Raw genomic sequence first — 17,678 nt, forward strand, 5'->3', positions numbered from 1 at the left:
GCAATGCTAATTTCATTCGCCCCCGGTGAACGCTCTAGACTGCCGACTCACAACTCAAGGAGCCCAGGCGATGCATGGCGAAACCTCGATTGAAAAACTTCTCCAGTCCATGAGGCCCGAACTCAATGATGGCGAATATGTCTTTGCCACGGTCACTGACGCCTCGCAGCTGCAAGACCTGAACATTGTAGGCAGCTTCAGGGAGCGCGAAGGCTGGACGGTCATCCTGGAGCGAACGGTCGCGGACGCGATGCAGCTGCCCTACACCTATGTCTGCGCCTGGATCACGCTGACCGTCCACTCTTCCCTCGAGGCCGTGGGCCTGACTGCGGCGTTCGCCACCGCGCTGGGCAAGGCGGGCATCAGCTGCAACGTAGTGGCGGCCTATTACCATGACCACATCTTTGTCGGTGTCGACGACGCCCAGAGCGCCATGACGGTGTTGAAGGCGCTGTCAGACAACGCTGGATAATCATAAGTCAGGCCTTTCGCGGCGCAAGGCCGCTCCTACCCGGATCGCGTACCCCTGTAGGAGCGGCCTAGCCGAGGCGTCGGACCGGCCGGAAAGGGCCGCAACGCGGCCCCAGGATCTCAAGCCAGACTCAGCGTCTGCCAACCATCCCCGCCACCCGATCCACCGCAATACGGGTCTTCTCCACCAGCTCATCCAGCTCGCCTCGGCTGGCCACCAGCGCCGGCGCCATGATCATGCGCCCCAGGGTGGAGCGAATGATCACCCCCTCTTCAAAGCCGAACGTGCGGCACTGCCAGGCCAGGTCGTTCTCATTGGCGAAACGCCTGCGCGTGGCCTTGTCCTCGACGAACTGCAACGCCGCCACCAACCCGGCGCCCTGCACCTCGCCGATCAGCGGATGATCAGCGAATACCTCGCGCAGGATGCGCTGCAGGTATGGCCCGGTGTCGTCCTTGACCTGGCGCACAATGCCTTCGTCGCGCAGGGCCTTGAGGTTAGCCACCGCCACCGCTGCTGCCACCGGGTGACCGGAATAGGTCAGGCCGTGGGCGAATACCCCGCCCCGCTCCACCAGCGCCTCGGCGATGCGCTTGCTCAGCACCAGCCCGCCCATGGGCACGTAGCCACTGGTCAGGCCCTTGGCGATGGACAGGGTGTCGGGCTCGAAACCGAAGTGCTGGTGGGCAAACCATTCGCCGGTGCGACCAAAACCGCCGATCACCTCGTCGGCGCACAGCAGCACATCGTACTGGCGGCAGATGCGCTGGATTTGGGGCCAGTAGCTCTCGGGCGGGAAGATCATGCCGCCGGCGCCCTGGAACGGCTCGGCAATGAAACCGGCAACGTTCTCGGCGCCCAGCTCGAGGATCTTCTCCTCCAGTTGCAGGGCGCAGCGTCGGCCGAACTCGGCCGGGGTCAGCTCGCCACCCGCGGCGAACCAGTACGGCTCGTCGATATGCGCAACGTCCGGGATCAGCCCGCCCATCTCGTGCATGAACTTCATCCCGCCCAGCGCCGTGGCCGCCAGGGTCGAGCCGTGGTAGCCATTCCAGCGGCCGATCATGATCTTCTTGCTCGGCTGGCCGACCACCTGCCAATAGCGACGCACAGTGCGGATCAGCACCTCGTTGGCCTCGGAGCCGGAGTTGGTGTAGATGGCGTGGCTGTAGTGGCCCGGCAGCAGGCTGAACAGCAGCTCGGACAGTTCGATCACCGCCGGGTGGGTGGTGTGGAAGAACATGTTGTAGTACGCCAGCTGGTCCATCTGCGCGGCGGCGGCGGCGGTCAGGTCCTTGCGGCCATAGCCGAGCTGGGTGCACCACAGGCCGGACATGCCGTCCAGGTAGCGGCGGCCGTCGTTGTCCCACAGGTACAGGCCTTCACCCCGGGTGATGACCCGTGGCCCCTCGGCGTTGAGCGCCTTCTGGTCGAGGAAGGCGTGGATGTGGTGGGCGGCGTCGCTGGCCTGGTAGTCGCGGGTGTCGCGTTTGGGCGCAAAAGGTGCGTTCATTGTTGTTCTCCTCGGGTGAATGTCAGCGCAGCTGGATCCAGGTGGTCTTGAGCTGGGTGTACTTGTCGAACGAATGCAGCGAGAGGTCGCGGCCAAAGCCCGACTGGCGCCCGCCGCCGAACGGCACGGTCACGTCCAGAGCGTCGACGGTGTTGACCGACACCGTGCCGGCCTTGAGCCGCCGGGCCACGCGGTGGGCGCGGTTGAGGTCGTCGCTCCAGACCGACGCGGCCAGGCCGTAGACGCTGTCATTGGCCAAGGCGATGGCCTGCTCCTCGTCATCGAAGGCGCTGACCGCCAGTACCGGGCCGAAGATCTCCTCGCGGGCCAGGGCCATGTCCTGGCGCACATCGGTGAAGATCGTTGGCGTGATGAAGTTCTGCGAGCCGTTGACACTCAGCCGCTCGCCGCCGCACAGCAGGCGCGCGCCCTCGGCCCGGCCCTGGGCGATGGCCGCCTCGATGCGCGCGGCCTGCCCTGCATCGACGATGGCGCCGGCGCGGCTGGCCGGATCCAGCGGGTCGCCCGGCAGCCACTCACGGGCCTGGCGCAGCAGGCGCTCGACGAACTCGTCATGGATCGAGCGCTGCACATACAGCCGCGAGTTGGCCGAGCACACCTCGCCCTGGTTGAAGAAGATGCCGAACGCCGCTTTCTGCGCTGCCAGGTCGAGGTTGCGGCAGTCGTCGAACACCAGGTTCGGGCTCTTGCCGCCGCATTCGAGCCACACCTGCTTGAGGTTGGACTGCGCCGAGTACTGCATGAAGTACTTGCCCACCTGGGTGGAGCCGGTGAACACCAGGCAGTCCACGTCCGGGTGCAGCCCCAGGGCGCGGCCCGCGGTTTCACCCAGGCCCGGCACCACGTTGAGCACGCCTTCCGGCAACCCCGCCTGCAATGCAAGCTCCGCCAGGCGCAGGGCCGAGAATGGCGACTGCTCGGCGGGCTTGAGCACCACGCTGTTGCCTGCGGCCAGTGCCGGGGCGACCTTCCAGGCGGCCATGTCCAACGGGAAGTTCCACGGCACCACCGCGCCGATGACGCCCAGCGCCTCGCGGCTGATCATTGCCACGGCGCTGGCGGCGGTCGGCGCGACCTGGTCGTAGAGCTTGTCCAGCGCCTCGCCATACCAGGCGAACACATGCGCAGCACCGGGCACGTCGATGCTGTAGGCGTCCATCACCGGTTTGCCCATGTTCAGCGAGTCAAGCAGCGCCAGTTCCTCGCGGTGGGCCAGCATCAGCTCGGCCAGGCGCAGCAGCACGCGCTTGCGCTCGGCCGGCGCCATGCGTGCCCAGGGCCCGTGCTCGAAGGCGCGACGGGCGGCGCGCACCGCCTGATCGATCTCGTGGTCGGCGCAGGCGGCGACCTGGGCCAGGCACTGCTCGGTCGCCGGATTGATGGCGGCGAAGGTGGCACCGTCACGAGCCGCCACCGGGCGGCCGTCGATCAACGCGGTGGTGATGAAGCTTTGCCGTGCAGCGCGCTGCAGCCAATCGCTTTTCGTATGCACGCAGGTCTCCCCTCCGGCCACACGCGGGGCCGGTGATTGTCGTTGTCTGGATGAGGTGAAACGGTGGTTCAGCGCCGTCGCAGGTAGCTTTCCAGTGGGTCCTTGCTCAGGCCTTCCTGGGCCTGGGCCAGCGAGGCGATGAACAGCGAGAACAGCTCGGCCTGGGTGGCGATGTCGAGCTTGGCGTAGAGGTTCTTGCGGTGGGTCTTGACGGTGTCCTCACTGATCCCCAGGCGCTCGGCCAGCGAGCGCGTGGAATGGCCGCGCAGCAGGTATTGGGCGATATGGCATTCACGCTCGGTGAGCAGGGATGAGCCGAAATTGTTCAGCGCGGCGTTGATCTGCCGCCCCAGCGCGCTCTCGAAGCGTCCGCCCAGGGCCTCGGCATCCAGCTGCCCCCAGTGTCGGCGCACCACTGCCACCACCCAGGCGGCGATGCACTTGAGCTCGGCCACCTGGCGACTGCCCAGGCGCCGGGTGCTGCCCAGGGCCACGGCGATGGACAGCTGGGCGTCCAGCGGCACCAGGTAGTTGAGCTCGTCCTCCAGGTGGGCATGCTGGTAGAAGGAGGTGTAGTACTCGCTGCGCTTGAAATGATCGGGCGCGACATCACTCAGGCGGTAGCAGCCGGCGGGCATGCCGTCCATGCAGGCGCGGTAGAACGGGCACAGCAGGTAGTAGCCTTCGAGGTACTTCTGCACATTGCCCTCGGGCAGCCAGGGCCCCTCGTCGTCCTTGGCGAACAGCGCCGACGGCAAGCCCTTGCGCGGGTACAGGAACACCGTGATGGCCTGGCACGGCGCCAGCTGGTTGAGGGCAGCGAACAACGCCTCGACGAAGCCGGGCGTGCCAATGGCGTCGACCACGCGGGCCATCTGCGCGTACCAGTCGGGCGAATTCAGCTGGGCGTTGCTCATTGTTGTTGTCCCCGCCAGGGTGAGTGCTGGGCGGGATTGTTTCATGGGGGGGACGGGGCGGCTATCACCCTTCGGGGTGAGGAGCCAGTCTCAATTGCTGCACGTCCCCCTGTAGGAGCGGCCTTGTGCCGCGAAAGGGCCGCAAGCGGCCCCGGCGACCTTCGCATCAGTATTGAAATCCTGGGGCCGCTTTGCGGCCCTTTCGCGGCACAAGGCCGCTCCTACAGGGGGCGTGGAGTTGCTACAGTGCTGCATCAGACTTGGAATGCGCATGGCGACAAAAATGCAGGGTAACCCTGCAGATTTGCCAATTGTGCAGGGTAATTTTGCATGACAGGATCGTTCGATCCGCCCGCGCATTCCAGGACTTCACTTGGAAAATCAATAACAAAGCAGGGAGACCGCGATGACCGCGCACGCTCAACCCTCGGCAACGGATCAGGTACTGGCCGAGGTCCGCAACCACATTGGCCACCTCACCCTTAATCGCCCCACCGGCCTCAACGCCCTGACCCTGGACATGGTACGCAGCCTGCAGCGCCACCTCGACCAATGGGCCCAGGATCCGCAGGTGCACGCCGTGATGCTGCGTGGCGAGGGCCCCAAGGGCTTCTGCGCCGGTGGCGATATCCGCTCGCTGCACGACAGCTACAAGGCCGGCGAGAAGCTGCACGAGGACTTCTTCGTCGAGGAATACGCCCTGGACCTGTGCATCCACCGCTACCGCAAGCCGGTGCTGGTGCTGATGGACGGCTTCACCCTCGGCGGCGGCATGGGCCTGGCCCAGGGCTGCGACCTGCGCATCGTCACCGAACGCAGCCGCCTGGGCATGCCCGAGGTGGGCATCGGCTACTTCCCGGATGTCGGCGGCAGCTACTTCCTGCCCCGGGTACCGGGCGAACTGGGTATCTACCTGGGCGTCAGCGGCAGCCAGATCAAGGCTGCCGATGCCCTCTACTGCGGCCTGGCCGACTGGTACGTCGACAGTGAGCAGCTCGCGGCCCTGGATGACGGGCTCGACCGCCTGACCTTCGGCGCCAACCCGCTCAAGGACCTGCAAGGCTTGCTCGCCAAGCAGGGCACACAGACCTTGGCGGACGCGCCGCTGGCGACACTGCGCCCGGTGATCGACCACTTCTTCGCCCTGCCCGACCTGCCGAGCATCATCGAGCAACTGCGCGCCGTGACCATCGGCGACAGCCGCCAATGGGCGCTGGACACCGCCGACCTGCTGGAAACCCGCTCGCCGTTGGCCATGGCGGTCACCCTGGAACTGCTGCGCCGTGGCCGCCACCTGGCCCTGGAAGACTGCTTCGCCATGGAACTGCACATCGACCGCCAGTGGTTCGCCCACGGCGACATCATCGAAGGCGTGCGCGCGCTGATCGTCGACAAGGACAAGCAACCCCGCTGGAACCCGCCGACCCTGGCCGGTCTCACCGCCCAGCGGGTCGACCAATTCTTCGAAGGCCTGTGAGCCCGGGAGTACACAGATGCAAGACCTGGAACTGAGCGAAGAGCAGATCATGATCCGCGACATGGCCCGCGATTTCGCCCGCGGCGAGATCGCGCCCCATGCCCAGGCCTGGGAAAAGGCCGGCTGGATCGACGATGACGTGGTGCGCAAGATGGGCGAACTGGGCCTGCTCGGCATGGTCGCCCCGGAGCAGTTCGGCGGCAGCTACACCGACTATGTCGCCTACGCCCTGGCGGTCGAGGAAATCTCCGCCGCCGATGGCGCCACCGGGGCGATGATGAGCATCCACAACTCGGTGGGCTGCGGCCCGCTGCTGGCCTACGGCACGCCCGAGCAGCAGCAGGCCTGGCTGCCGCGACTGGCCAGTGGCGAGGCGATCGGCTGCTTCTGCCTGACCGAGCCCCAGGCCGGCTCCGAGGCCCACAACCTGCGCACCCGCGCCGAGCTGGTCGATGGCCAGTGGGTCATCAACGGCGCCAAACAGTTCGTCAGCAACGCCCGCCGGGCCAAGCTGGCCATCGTCTTTGCCGTGACCGACCCGGAACTGGGCAAGAAAGGCCTCTCGGCCTTCCTGGTGCCGACCGACAACCCAGGCTTCAAGGTCGACCGCAGCGAGCACAAGATGGGCATTCGTGCCTCCGACACCTGCGCGGTGACCCTGGACGACTGCCACATCCCGGCCGCCAACCTGCTGGGCGAGCGCGGCAAGGGCCTGGCCATCGCCCTGTCCAACCTCGAAGGCGGGCGTATCGGTATCGCCGCCCAGGCCCTGGGCATTGCCCGCGCGGCGTTCGAGGCGGCGCTGACCTACTCCCGCGAGCGCATCCAGTTCGGCAAGCCGATCAACGAGCACCAGAGCATCGCCAACCTGCTGGCCGACATGCAGGTGCAGGTCAACGCTGCTCGCCTGCTGATCCTGCATGCCGCGCGCCTGCGCAGCGCCGGCAAGCCTTGCCTGTCGGAAGCCTCCCAGGCCAAGCTGTTCGCCTCGGAGATGGCCGAGCGGGTCTGCTCGATGGCGATCCAGGTGCATGGCGGGTACGGCTACCTGGAAGACTACCCGGTGGAGAAGTATTATCGCGATGCGCGCATTACCCAGATCTACGAGGGCTCCAGCGAGATCCAGCGCATGCTGATTGCGCGTGAGTTGAAGCACTATACGGTCTGAGGCAAGGCATCAGGTTATACGCGCCCCTCTGTAGGAGCGGCCTTGTGCCGCGAAAGGGCCGCAAAGCGGCCCCGGCAATCTTTGCATTTACGCTGAAATCCCGGGGCTGCTGCGCAGCCCTTTCGCGGCACAAGGCCGCTCCTACACGGGGCGTGCCCCTTTATGAGATTTATTCGTCTCATATGATACAATTGTGGATATTTCGTCGCCGAACCCCGACTCGAGGTCCCACATGCGTAGAACCCTCCAGGAAGAGCGCCTGCTCAAGGCCCTGGCCCAGGCCATTGTCGTCCACCCCCGCGCCACCCTCAAGGAGCTGGCGGAAACCGCCGGGGTCAGCAAGGCCACCCTGCACCGCTTCTGCGGCACCCGCGACAACCTGGTGAAACTGCTCGAGGACCATGGCGAGCAGGTGCTCAACCAGGTCATTCTTGAAGCCGACCTTGAGCGCGTCGAACCGCTGGCCGGCATCCGACACCTGATCGCCGAACACCTCAAGCATCGCGAACTGCTGATGTTCCTGATGTTCCAGTACCGCCCCGATACCTTGCTCAACGACGCCGAGGACCTGCGCTGGCAGGTCTATATCCAGGCCATGGATGCGTTCTTCCTGCGTGCCCAGCAGTTGGGCGTGCTACGCATCGACATCAGCGCGGCAGTGTTCACCGAGATATTCATGACCATGATCTACGGCATGGTCGATGCCGAGCACCGCGGTCGCGCCGCCAGCGCCAACACTGCGCAGACGGTCGAGCAATTGTTCCTCAACGGTGCCCGGCCACAGGGCTGACGACTATCGATCGGTGCCGCCAGCCAGCTCCTCGATGCTGATCTCGCGCATCCTGAACTTCTGCACCTTGCCGGTCACCGTCATCGGGAATGCGTCGACGAAGCGGAAATGACGCGGCACCTTGAAATGCGCGATGCGCGCCCGCGCCCAGTCGCGCAGCTCGTCCGCGCCCAACACCTGCCCCGGATGCAACCGGACCCAGGCGACGATCTCCTCGCCATAGCGACTGCAGGGGATGCCGATCACCTGCACATCGGCCACCGCCGGGTGGGTGAAGAAGAACTCCTCCAGCTCCCGCGGGTAGATGTTCTCGCCGCCGCGGATGATCATGTCCTTGCTGCGGCCGACGATGCGCAAATAGCCTTCGTCGTCCATCACCGCCAGGTCGCCGGTGTGCATCCAGCCATCGGCATCGACGCTCTCGGCGGTGGCCTCGGGGTTGTTCCAGTAGCCGAGCATCACGCTGTAGCCACGGGTGCACAGCTCGCCGATCTCGCCGCGTGCCAGGGTGCAGCCTGCGCTGTCGATCACCTTGCTCTCCAGCCACGGCTGGGTACGACCGACGCTGGTCACCCGGCGCTCCAGGTCGTCGGCGGCGCCGGTCTGCAACGACACCGGGCTGGTCTCGGTCATGCCGTAGGCGATCTGCACCTCGCTCATGTGCATCTCGTCGATCACCCGGCGCATCACCTCGATCGGGCAAGTGGCGCCGGCCATGATGCCGGTGCGCAGGCTGCCCAGGTCGAACTCGTGGCGGCGCGGGTGGTCGAGCTCGGCGATGAACATGGTCGGCACGCCGTACAGCGCGGTGGCGCGCTCCTCGGCCACGGCCTGCAGGGTCAGCAGTGGATCGAAGGCATCGTTGGGGTAGATCAGGGTGCTGCCGTGGGTCATGCAGCCGAGGTTGGCCATGACCATGCCGAAGCAGTGGTACAGCGGCACCGGCACCACCAGCCGGTCGTGCTCGGTCAGCCCGAGGCTTTCACCGACCATGTAGCCGTTGTTGAGGATGTTGTGGTGGCTGAGGGTCGCGCCCTTGGGGAAACCGGTGGTGCCGGAGGTGTACTGGATATTGATCGGCTCGTGCCGGTGCAGGCTGGCCTGGCGTGCGGTCAGTTGCCCGGCGTCGGTTTCGCCGGCCCGGGCCTGCAACGCCGGCCAGGCCAGGAAGCCGCTGGGTGGCGTATCGGCCAGGCTGACGACCCCGCGCAGTTCGGGCAGCCGGGTGCTTTGCAGCTCGCCCGGTCGGCAGGCACCGAGCTCGGGCACCAGGTCCAGCAGCATGGCGTGGTAATCGGAGGTCTTGAAGGCGTCGGCGCAGATCACCCATTGGCAGGCTGACTGGCCCAGGGCGTACTCCAGCTCGCTGGTGCGGTAGGCCGGGTTGATGTTGACCAGGATCGCGCCGATCTTGGCGCTGGCGAACTGGGTGATGCACCACTCGGCACAGTTGGGTGCCCAGATGCCCAGGCGATCACCGGCCTGCAGGCCCAGGGCCATCAGGGCGCGGGCGTGCAGGTCGACAGCGTCTGCCAGTTGCCGCCAGGTGTAGCGCAGGTGCTGATGGCGGACCACCAGGGCTTCGCGGTCGGGGAAGCGGGCGACGGTGGCGTCGAAAGCGTCGCCGATGCAGTGGGTGAGCAAGGGAGTGGCTTTTGAGCCTTGGGTATGGCTGGGCTGGGGCATAGGGGCTCTCTTGTTGTGCGATCCCTGTAGGAGCGGCCTTGTGCCGCGAAAGGGCTGCAAAGCAGCCCCAATCTCGCTGTGACGCTGAAATCGCCGGGGGCGCTGCGCGCCCCTTTCGCGGCACAAGGCCGCTCCTACAAGGGGGATGTGTATTTCCCGGTCCCCTAGCGAACGAACACCTGCGGCGTGGTGGTCGACATGTCGCCGCCAGGCAGCTTGATATTGCGCACCTTCTCCAGCGTGTTCGGGTCGAACACCGCCAGGTCGTTGAAGGTGCCGCCCAGATAGAGCTTGTCGCCGGCCTTGTCGAAGGTCACGCAGTAGTAGGTATGGTCGAGGTTGGCGGCCTTGACCAGTTTCTTCTGCTGGATGTCATAGCGGGCCAGGCGGTTGAGCACGCCGTACATCTGGTTCGGATCCTTGGGCGAGCGCAGGCCGGTGAAGTACAGCTCGGTCAGTTCGGCGAACTCCTGGGTGTGGGCCTTGCCGGTCTTCAGGTCGATGCTCAGGTAGCCGTACAGCGGCTCGGCGGTGGCCGGGTCCTGCTTGGCATCCTTGAACTTCGCAATGGTGTAGAGCATCGAGAACTCATGCAACGAACTCTGGTGCGGCCAGAAGTACAGCACGTCGGGGGCGCTGTAGCCTGGGCGGTTCCAACTGCGCAGTGGCAGCGCGATGCTGTACTTGCCGGTCTTGACGTCGAGCTTGTAGATGTCCGGCCCGGCCACGTACAGGCTGCCGTCGTCGGCGGCGCGCATCAGGTAGACCTGGCGCGGCATCGGGAAGCTGCGCACGGGCTTGGCGTCGAGGCCATCGCTGGTGCGAAACACCTCCAGGCGCGGCGGCTTGACCACGTAGTGGTCGTTCAGGCGCTGGCTCGGGTTGACCGTGGCGTAGACCTCCTTGCCGTCGGGGCTGATGGCGAAGGAGTACATGGCCTTGCCGACCTCGCCCGGCACGCTGGAGAGGTTGGCGTGGAAAGTGGTCTTGCAGCTGTCCAGGTCGATGCCGTAGATATCGGCGAAATGGTTGTTCAGCACGTAGGCGGTGCGGTTGTCCGGCGCCATCATCGCCGTGCCGGGGCCGAACGAATCGGGCATGCGGCAGGTCTTGTACAGGGTGTCGCTGGCCACCTCGACCACATGCAGGTTGTTCGGGTAGTTGGTGGCGATCAGGTATTCATGGCCGGCCTTCAAGGCCGGGCCTGCATCATCTGCCTGGGCCGCCCAGGCGCAGGCCGTGGCGGCAATGGTGAGCGCGAGCTGCGCGCAGAATCCAGCTTTCATGCGGTTTCCCCTTGTCGTTCTATTTGTCTTTCGGGAATACGGTGCCGAGGTTGCGCCAGTCTTCGGCGGAGTTGGTCGCCTGGGCGTTCCAGTCCTGGTAGGTGCTCATCATGTCCGGCACCTGGGCCGGCCACCAGCAAGGGTCGGAGCAGCCGTAGAGGTCGGCCTCCATCGGCTGGCACAGCGAGCTGACGCCGCCGAAGGCGTCCACTTCCCAGCCCGGGTCGGTGGTGGCGGTGCAGCCGGCCACGGCGCTCATGGCCAGCACTTCGTCGACGCGGTCTTCGGCGGCGGCCTGTTCGAGGATGCGCGCCTTGTTGTTCAGCGGTTTGAGGTGCTTCATGTCAATGCGCCTTCCTGGGAGTGATGTAGCGATCGATGAAGGCCGGGTTGGCGGCCATGATGCGGCTGTAGACCTCGATGCCGAAGTCGACCCAGTCGCGCATCAGCTCGCAGTAGTGGTAGGTCGGGTGCTGCGGATCGCCATAGCGGGCGTAGCTCTCGTGGTAGCAACCACCGGAGCACAGGTTGCGGATGCGGCAGCTGTCGCAGCCGGTGCCGCTGCGGTCCAGGCGCTGCGAGAGAAAATCATTGAGCTGCGCCTGTTTCACGCCCTGGTGCACGTTGCCGAAGGTCGGCAGGCTGGAGCCGGTAAAACGGTGGCACAGGTTCAGCTCGCCCTCGTGATCGACCGCCAGCATCTTCAGCCCGGCGCCGCACGGCAGGGCCTTCTTGTGGCCCTCGTGGATATCGGTGATCAGCTGGTGCAGGTTGGAGAAACCGATGTTGCGATGCTCCAGCGCCGCCTCCAGGTAACGCCGGCCCAGGGCCTTCATGTTGGCGAACACCTGCACCAGCTCGTCGCCGGTGAGGTTGTAGTCGGCCATGTCGCCGGAGGTCACCGGGGCGAAACCGACCTCGGCGAAACCCAGTTCGTTGAACAGGTGGTTCCAGATGGTCTCGATGTCGGTGATGCCACGGGTCAGGGTGACCCGCGCGCCCACCGGCCGGCTGCGGTAGCGCGACAGCAGCATGTCGGCCTTGCGCCGCACCACGTCGTAAGTGCCCTGCCCGCCCACGGTGATGCGGTTGCGGTCGTGCACGGTCTTGGGCCCGTCGATGCTGACCGACAAACCGAAACGGTGAGCGTCGAGCCAGTCGACGACTTCCTCGGTCAGCAAGGTGGCGTTGGTGGTCATGATGAACTCGACCTGCTTGCCCACCTCGGCGAAGCGCCGCTCGCAGTAAGCCACCATGTGCTCGATCAGCGCCCGGTTGGACAGCGGCTCGCCACCGAAGAACACCACGCTGTAGCGCTGCTCGTCGGGCGACTCCTTGAGCAGCATCTCCACCGAGGCCTCGGCGGTGGCCGTGTTCATCTTGCGCCCGGCCGAAGGCTTGTCGAGGTCTTCCTTGTAGCAGTAGGTGCAGCTCAGGTTGCAGCCGGTGTTGACGTTGAGCACCACGGTGTTCAGCGCCGTGCGCTCGACCTGTTTCAGGGCAATCTCCGGCGTCAGCGGCGAGCCGTCGCTGACCACTTCCAGGGCGATCAGCTCGCGCAGGGTTTCCTCGATGTCCTGTCCGGAAAACTGCTGGCCGAGGCGTTGCATCAGCTCCTCGGCGGAGCAGCCCTGGCGGCGCAGGGCGTCGATGATGCCGCCGGTCACCGCGTCGGCGGCGAACAGCGAACTGCTGGGGATATGGAACAGCATGCGGTCGGCATCCACCTGCACTTCGTGCAGGTTGCGTTCGACCAGGTTCAGTAGTGCGCCCATGGCGACCTCCCGGGATTCGATGCGTCAGTTGATGCCTATGGCAGTGGCGGATTGTTCCAGCGTTGCACGGTGACGATCATGTGCCCCTCGCCCTGCTGGCCACCGTCGGCGAGGGTGGCGATCACCTTCAGGTTGCCGGCGTTGTTGGTCATCATCTTGCGCGCCGGGTTGGGCCCTGCCCCGCCCGGCACGAACACGCCGTCGGCCTGCATCTGCCCGGCGAACTTGACGTCTTCGTCCTCGACCGCCCGTTCGTTGAACGGTTCGACTTTCCAGGTGGCCGGCAGATAGCCGATGCGCAGCGGCTGGCCGCTGGCGTCCTTGCCCCAGGCCTCGGCCTCGAAGCGGCCCTGGACCTTGGGCACCGAGGCGCCGTTCTCGCCGATGCGGGCAATGGAGAATGCCGGCACCACCTTGACCTCCTCGACCTTGTCGTACACCGCCAGTTGCACGCCCTTGAGCGCGCCCACCGCGACCTCGCGCTGGCCAGCGGCGGCGTCCCTGGCGGCACGTGCCTTGACCCGGATCAGCGTCGGCGTCGACTCAAGCACCTCGGTCACCTCGACGCCCGCGCCCAGGTCGGGCTTGCCGGACAGGTCGCTGCCCACCAGGCTGATCTCGCTGTCGCCGCCGGCCTTGATGAACGCCGGCTGCACCGCCAGCAGACGGCCCTGGCCGGCCTTGGCGGCGCTGAAGTCCAGGCCGCGCTCGTCATGCTCGGCCTCGAACATGCGGCCCTTCATCTGGCCTTCGATGGCGGCGAACACCTGGCGCAGGTTGGCTTCGCCGACCTTGACGTTGCCGCGCCACTCATAGCCGTTGTAGAGGATCGCCGAGCCGCTGCCGTTGAACGGCGTGCCATCGGCATAGGCGCCCTTGAGTTCGACCTTGAAGGTGTCGCCCTGCTCGGCGCTGACCGTCATCACCCCGCGCACGTCGCCCTTGGCCAGCATGTGGCCGCTGAACGCCCATTGCCCGGCCAGGACCTTGGACTCGGGCCGCGCCTTGAGCCACTCGGCCCAGGCCGGATTGTCGAGGGGGAAGCGCTTGGCCAGGTCCGGCACCATCTGCTTGAGGGCGATGTCCAGCCAGTCGCGGTCGCGGGCCTGGGCCTGGTACTCGAGGGACGGCCACTGGCCGAGGTGGAAGTTGACCAGGTGTTCCCATTCCTTGGCCGGACGCCGCTGCAGGGCGACCCGGGCACCGGAGTGGCAGCGCCCGCACATCTGGCTGAGCTGATCGTCGAAGTGCTCGACGGTGTTCAGCCGCCGCTCCATGGCGTAGCGCACGCCCTCGGTCTCGCTGGGCGCCAGGCCCTGCTTGTCGGCCAGGTACTTGACCAGGGTGCGGCGGTCGTCGTCGCTGATCGAAAGGCCATGCATCACCTGCATGCGGGCGATGCTCATCAGCCAGCCTTCCGGGGTCTTGCGCTGGTGGCTGATGCGGCTGTAGCTGTCGTTGCCTTCGGGGATATGGCAACCCATGCACTTGTTCTGCAACAGGCTCGGGCCCTGCTCGGCCGCCATGGCCTGGGCGGCCAGCAGTGCGGTGGCGACCAGCGCCAGTGTGCCCGCCTGCCGCCGGAGTCGAGTCGTCTTCAAGGTCAGACCTCCACGGTGTTGTTCTTATCGTTATTCGCACGCTTGGGTACAGCGGTATGCATGTGACAGTTGCGATACAGGAAGTGTGCCAGTTTCGGCAAAAATGTTTTGGATCAGTGAGTTACCTTGGTTTTGCGGGTAGGGGCCAGCGTTTGGGATTGTAGGTGAACGTCCCATTTCGCGACTGGGTGTTTCACCTTGAGACAGTTGCCGGGGCTGCTTCGCAGCCCTTTCGCGGCACAAGGCCGCTCCTACACAGGAGACCGCGATCCCCTGTAGGAGCGGCCTTGTGCCGCGAAAGGGCCGCACAGCGGCCCCAGCACCCGTGAATGTGTGTCACACGACGTCTCACCCGATCTCAATATGCAACAGATCAACCCTGATTCTATTCACTCCCAATCCGGCAAAAGCCACCACTAGCTGGGCCTACCCGCCATCCGAGTCCTTTGGCACGCCCATTGCCCCAGCCCTGGTCACAACCATGACAAGAGGCACCGCCCCCATGCATTCCGAACTGCCGATCCTCCCCGCCACACGCGACTTCCTCGCACGCAAGCTCAGGATGCGCATCGGCGCCGACTGGCAGGACGCCGCCAGCGGTCGCACCATGACCTTGCGCAACCCGGCCACCGGCGAGGTCCTCGGCGAGGTGCCCGCGGCCGAGGCCCAGGACGTGGACCGCGCCGTGCAGGCCGCGCGCCAGGCCTTCGACAACTCGGCCTGGAGCCGCACACGCCCGCGTGAACGGCAGAACCTGCTGTGGCGCCTGGCCGATCTGATGCAGCGCGATGCCCGGGAGCTGGCCGAGCTGGAATGCCTGAACAACGGCAAGAGCGCCGCCGTGGCCCAGGTGATGGACGTGCAACTGGCCATCGATTTTTTGCGCTACATGGCCGGTTGGGCCACCAAGCTCGAAGGCAGCACGGTCGAGCCCTCGCTGCCGCTGATGCCCGACGATGAGTTCCACGGCTTCATCCGCCGCGAAGCGGTCGGCGTGGTCGGTGCCATCGTCGCCTGGAACTTCCCGCTGCTGCTGGCCTGCTGGAAGCTCGGTCCGGCCCTGGCCACCGGCTGCACCGTGGTCCTCAAGCCTGCCGACGAAACCCCGCTGACCGCGCTGAAGCTCGCCGAACTGGTGAGCGAGGCCGGCTACCCGGATGGCGTGTTCAATGTGATCACCGGCACCGGGCTGAACGCCGGCGCCGCCCTGAGCCGCCACCCGGGCGTGGACAAGCTGACCTTCACCGGCTCCACCGAGGTCGGCAAGCTGATCGGCAAGGCCGCCATGGACAACATGACCCGCGTCACCCTGGAGCTGGGCGGCAAGTCGCCGACCATCGTCCTGCCCGACGCCAACCTGCAGGAAGCCGCCGCCGGCGCCGCCACCGCGATCTTCTTCAACCAGGGCCAGGTGTGCTGCGCCGGTTCCCGGCTGTACGTGCACCGCAAGCACTTCGACAACGTGGTGGCCGATATCGCCGGCATCGCCAACGCCATGAAGCTGGGCAACGGCCTGGACCCGACCGTGCAGATGGGGCCGCTGATCTCGGCCAAGCAGCAGGACCGGGTCACCGGCTACATCGACCTGGGCCGCGAGCTGGGCGCGACCATCGCCTGCGGCGGCGAAGGCTTCGGCCCGGGCTACTTCGTCAAGCCGACGGTGATCGTCGATGTCGACCAGCGCCACCGCCTGGTGCAGGAGGAGATCTTCGGCCCGGTGCTGGTGGCTATGCCGTTCGACGACCTCGACGAGGTGGTGCGCATGGCCAACGACAACCCCTACGGGCTGGGCGCGAGCATCTGGTCCAACGACCTCGCCGCGGTGCACCGGATGATCCCGCGGATCAAGTCCGGGTCGGTGTGGGTGAACTGCCACAGCGCACTGGACCCGGCGCTGCCGTTTGGCGGCTACAAGCTCTCCGGCGTCGGCCGCGAGATGGGCGCGGCGGCGATCGAGCACTACACCGAGCTGAAGTCGGTGTTGATCAGGCTCTGAGTCTTCCTGCACTGGCCTCTTCGCGGGTAAACCCGCTCCCACAGGATTCGCTCGATCCCTGTGGGAGCGGGTTTACCCGCGAAGAGGCCGGAACAGCCCCTACAGAACACACAATAAAAACATGGAGCACAACCATGACGCACAAGCTCGCCTGCACATTGGCCCTGCTGCTGGCCTCGCCCCTCACCCAGGCCCATGAACTCTACAACAACGCCGGCACCACCCTGGACGCCAACCTCGAGGCCCTGTTCGGGGTATTCCACAGCGACGAAAGCTTCGACCAGTTCGGCAACCGCCGCCCCGGCAGCAGCAATTGGCGCGAGGGCTACGTCAAGTACGGCCTGAGCGCCAGCCAGGCCCTGGCCGACAGCGGCACGCTGTACGGTGCCTTCAGCCTGCTCAGCTCGGCCACCTGGGGCGATGGCGACGCCGCCGGTTTCACCCTCGGCAACGAGCGTCGCACCGGCGTCGAGGACGCCTACCTCGGCTGGCGCTCGGGCAACCTGTTCCCGGCCCTCGGTGAGGATGGCATCGATGTCTCTGGGGGCCGTCAGGTCATCACCCTCGGCGACGGCTTCCTGATCCAGGGCGACCCGGTCAATGCCGGCAATGTCGACCTGGGCGCCGATTTCGACCGCGGCGGCGCCTACTACCTGGCGGCGCGCAAGGCCTTCGACCGCACCGCCGTGTTGCGCCTGGGCGGCAAGCAAGGCTGGCGTGGCGACCTGATGTGGCTCAAATCAGACAACCCGTTCCAGGCCGACACCGCCATGGCGGTGGCCAACCTCGAACATGTCAGCGATGCGGGCACCGTGGGCCTGAGCTGGATCCACGGCCTGGATGTCGACCGCCGCTACGCCGAGATCCTCGGCCTGGAACACCGCGACGGCATGGATACGGTGAGCCTGCGCGGGCGCGGCAACCTGGGGGTGAAGGACCTGGAGCTGGCCGCCGAATACGTCACCCAGGACCGCACTGGCGGACGCGAAAACGCCTGGTACCTGGAGGGCAACTGGACGTTCTCCGCACTGCCCTGGGCGCCCACCGCCACCTACCGCTACAGCCGCTTCTCGGAGCATTTCGACCCGCTGTTCTATGGCCTGAGCCGAGGCTACGGCACCTGGTTCCAGGGCGAAGTGGCGGCCAACTACGCCGGGCCCTTCAACAGCAACACCCAGGTGCACCATGTGGCGCTCAAGGCCACGCCGCGGGAGGGCCTGACCGTGGGGGCGCTGTACTTCGACTTCGACACGCTCAAGACCGACCAGGGTAACCTGGGTGGGCACGAGGTGGACCTGTATGTGGAGTGGATGGTCAACGAGCACTGGCTGATCAGCCCGCTGGTGGGGTTCTATACCCCGCAGCGCAGTGCGCAGGATGGCGGCGTGCAGTTGGGTGGCCGGGAGAGGGGGACCTATCTGCAACTGGTGGTCGGGACCTTCTTCTGATTCCAGATTATGGGGCCGCTGCGCGGCCCTTTTCGC

14 protein-coding genes are annotated in these 17,678 nt (G+C 66.1%); 6 read left to right on the forward strand and 8 right to left on the reverse strand.

The window, feature by feature from the left end; genetic code table 11:
- Positions 1–70 precede the first annotated feature (70 nt).
- Complete coding sequence (locus PRtIB026_RS17305) at positions 71–472, forward strand: ACT domain-containing protein (RefSeq protein WP_203652552.1); 402 nt, start codon at positions 71–73, stop codon at positions 470–472.
- Positions 473–602: 130 nt separating this feature from the next.
- On the opposite strand, the gene PRtIB026_RS17310 is transcribed toward PRtIB026_RS17305, so the two are convergent.
- From PRtIB026_RS17310 to PRtIB026_RS17320, 3 genes are all read right to left on the reverse strand, one after another.
- Entirely contained in the window at positions 603–1,985 is a 1,383-nt protein-coding gene (locus PRtIB026_RS17310) for an aspartate aminotransferase family protein (RefSeq protein ID WP_203652551.1), read from the reverse strand.
- A gap of 22 nt (positions 1,986–2,007) precedes the next feature.
- On the reverse strand, positions 2,008–3,498 hold the full coding sequence (locus tag PRtIB026_RS17315; protein ID WP_203652550.1) for an aldehyde dehydrogenase: 1,491 nt from the start codon (positions 3,496–3,498) through the stop codon (positions 2,008–2,010).
- 68 nt (positions 3,499–3,566) lie between these two features.
- On the reverse strand, positions 3,567–4,415 hold the full coding sequence (locus PRtIB026_RS17320; protein ID WP_203652549.1) for a helix-turn-helix transcriptional regulator: 849 nt from the start codon (positions 4,413–4,415) through the stop codon (positions 3,567–3,569).
- A gap of 406 nt (positions 4,416–4,821) precedes the next feature.
- On the opposite strand from PRtIB026_RS17320, the gene PRtIB026_RS17325 reads away from it, so the two are divergent.
- The 3 genes from PRtIB026_RS17325 (at position 4,822) to PRtIB026_RS17335 (ending at position 7,850) form a co-directional block, all read left to right on the forward strand.
- Positions 4,822–5,892: an enoyl-CoA hydratase/isomerase family protein gene (locus tag PRtIB026_RS17325; protein ID WP_203652548.1), complete on the forward strand. Its 1,071-nt coding sequence runs from the start codon at positions 4,822–4,824 to the stop codon at positions 5,890–5,892.
- 16 nt (positions 5,893–5,908) lie between these two features.
- Positions 5,909–7,060 (forward strand): acyl-CoA dehydrogenase family protein, encoded by a 1,152-nt coding sequence (locus PRtIB026_RS17330; RefSeq protein WP_203652547.1) that lies wholly within the window; start codon positions 5,909–5,911, stop codon positions 7,058–7,060.
- Positions 7,061–7,292: 232 nt separating this feature from the next.
- Positions 7,293–7,850, forward strand: a complete 558-nt coding sequence (locus PRtIB026_RS17335; protein ID WP_203652546.1) for a TetR/AcrR family transcriptional regulator — start codon at positions 7,293–7,295, stop codon at positions 7,848–7,850.
- 3 nt (positions 7,851–7,853) lie between these two features.
- On the opposite strand, the gene PRtIB026_RS17340 is transcribed toward PRtIB026_RS17335, so the two are convergent.
- The 5 genes from PRtIB026_RS17340 to peaA all read right to left on the reverse strand — a co-directional run bounded on the left by PRtIB026_RS17340 (position 7,854) and on the right by peaA (position 14,198).
- Positions 7,854–9,536: an AMP-binding protein gene (locus tag PRtIB026_RS17340; protein ID WP_203652545.1), complete on the reverse strand. Its 1,683-nt coding sequence runs from the start codon at positions 9,534–9,536 to the stop codon at positions 7,854–7,856.
- A 164-nt stretch (positions 9,537–9,700) separates the two neighbouring features.
- Positions 9,701–10,822, reverse strand: coding sequence for a quinohemoprotein amine dehydrogenase subunit beta (gene peaD, locus PRtIB026_RS17345; protein WP_203652544.1), 1,122 nt, complete (start codon positions 10,820–10,822; stop codon positions 9,701–9,703).
- 19 nt (positions 10,823–10,841) lie between these two features.
- Positions 10,842–11,165: a quinohemoprotein amine dehydrogenase subunit gamma gene (gene qhpC, locus PRtIB026_RS17350; protein WP_050705338.1), complete on the reverse strand. Its 324-nt coding sequence runs from the start codon at positions 11,163–11,165 to the stop codon at positions 10,842–10,844.
- Position 11,166: 1 nt separating this feature from the next.
- Positions 11,167–12,597 (reverse strand): quinohemoprotein amine dehydrogenase maturation protein, encoded by a 1,431-nt coding sequence (gene peaB / locus PRtIB026_RS17355; RefSeq protein WP_203652543.1) that lies wholly within the window; start codon positions 12,595–12,597, stop codon positions 11,167–11,169.
- A gap of 35 nt (positions 12,598–12,632) precedes the next feature.
- The gene (gene peaA, locus PRtIB026_RS17360) at positions 12,633–14,198 is read right to left on the reverse strand and encodes a quinohemoprotein amine dehydrogenase subunit alpha (RefSeq protein WP_203652542.1); all 1,566 of its coding nucleotides are present in this window, start codon (positions 14,196–14,198) and stop codon (positions 12,633–12,635) included.
- Positions 14,199–14,700: 502 nt separating this feature from the next.
- Between peaA and PRtIB026_RS17365 the strand changes: the two genes are divergently transcribed.
- Together PRtIB026_RS17365 and PRtIB026_RS17370 are read left to right on the forward strand one after the other, a co-directional pair.
- Entirely contained in the window at positions 14,701–16,194 is a 1,494-nt protein-coding gene (locus tag PRtIB026_RS17365; protein WP_203652541.1) for an aldehyde dehydrogenase family protein, read from the forward strand.
- 134 nt (positions 16,195–16,328) lie between these two features.
- Positions 16,329–17,642 carry a hypothetical protein gene (locus tag PRtIB026_RS17370; RefSeq protein ID WP_203652540.1) on the forward strand — a complete coding sequence of 438 codons (1,314 nt, stop codon included), beginning with the start codon at positions 16,329–16,331 and terminating at the stop codon, positions 17,640–17,642.
- The last annotated feature ends 36 nt before the right edge of the window (positions 17,643–17,678 follow it).

The organism is Pseudomonas sp. RtIB026, assembly GCF_016861355.2.
Lineage (GTDB): Bacteria > Pseudomonadota > Gammaproteobacteria > Pseudomonadales > Pseudomonadaceae > Aquipseudomonas > Aquipseudomonas peradeniyensis.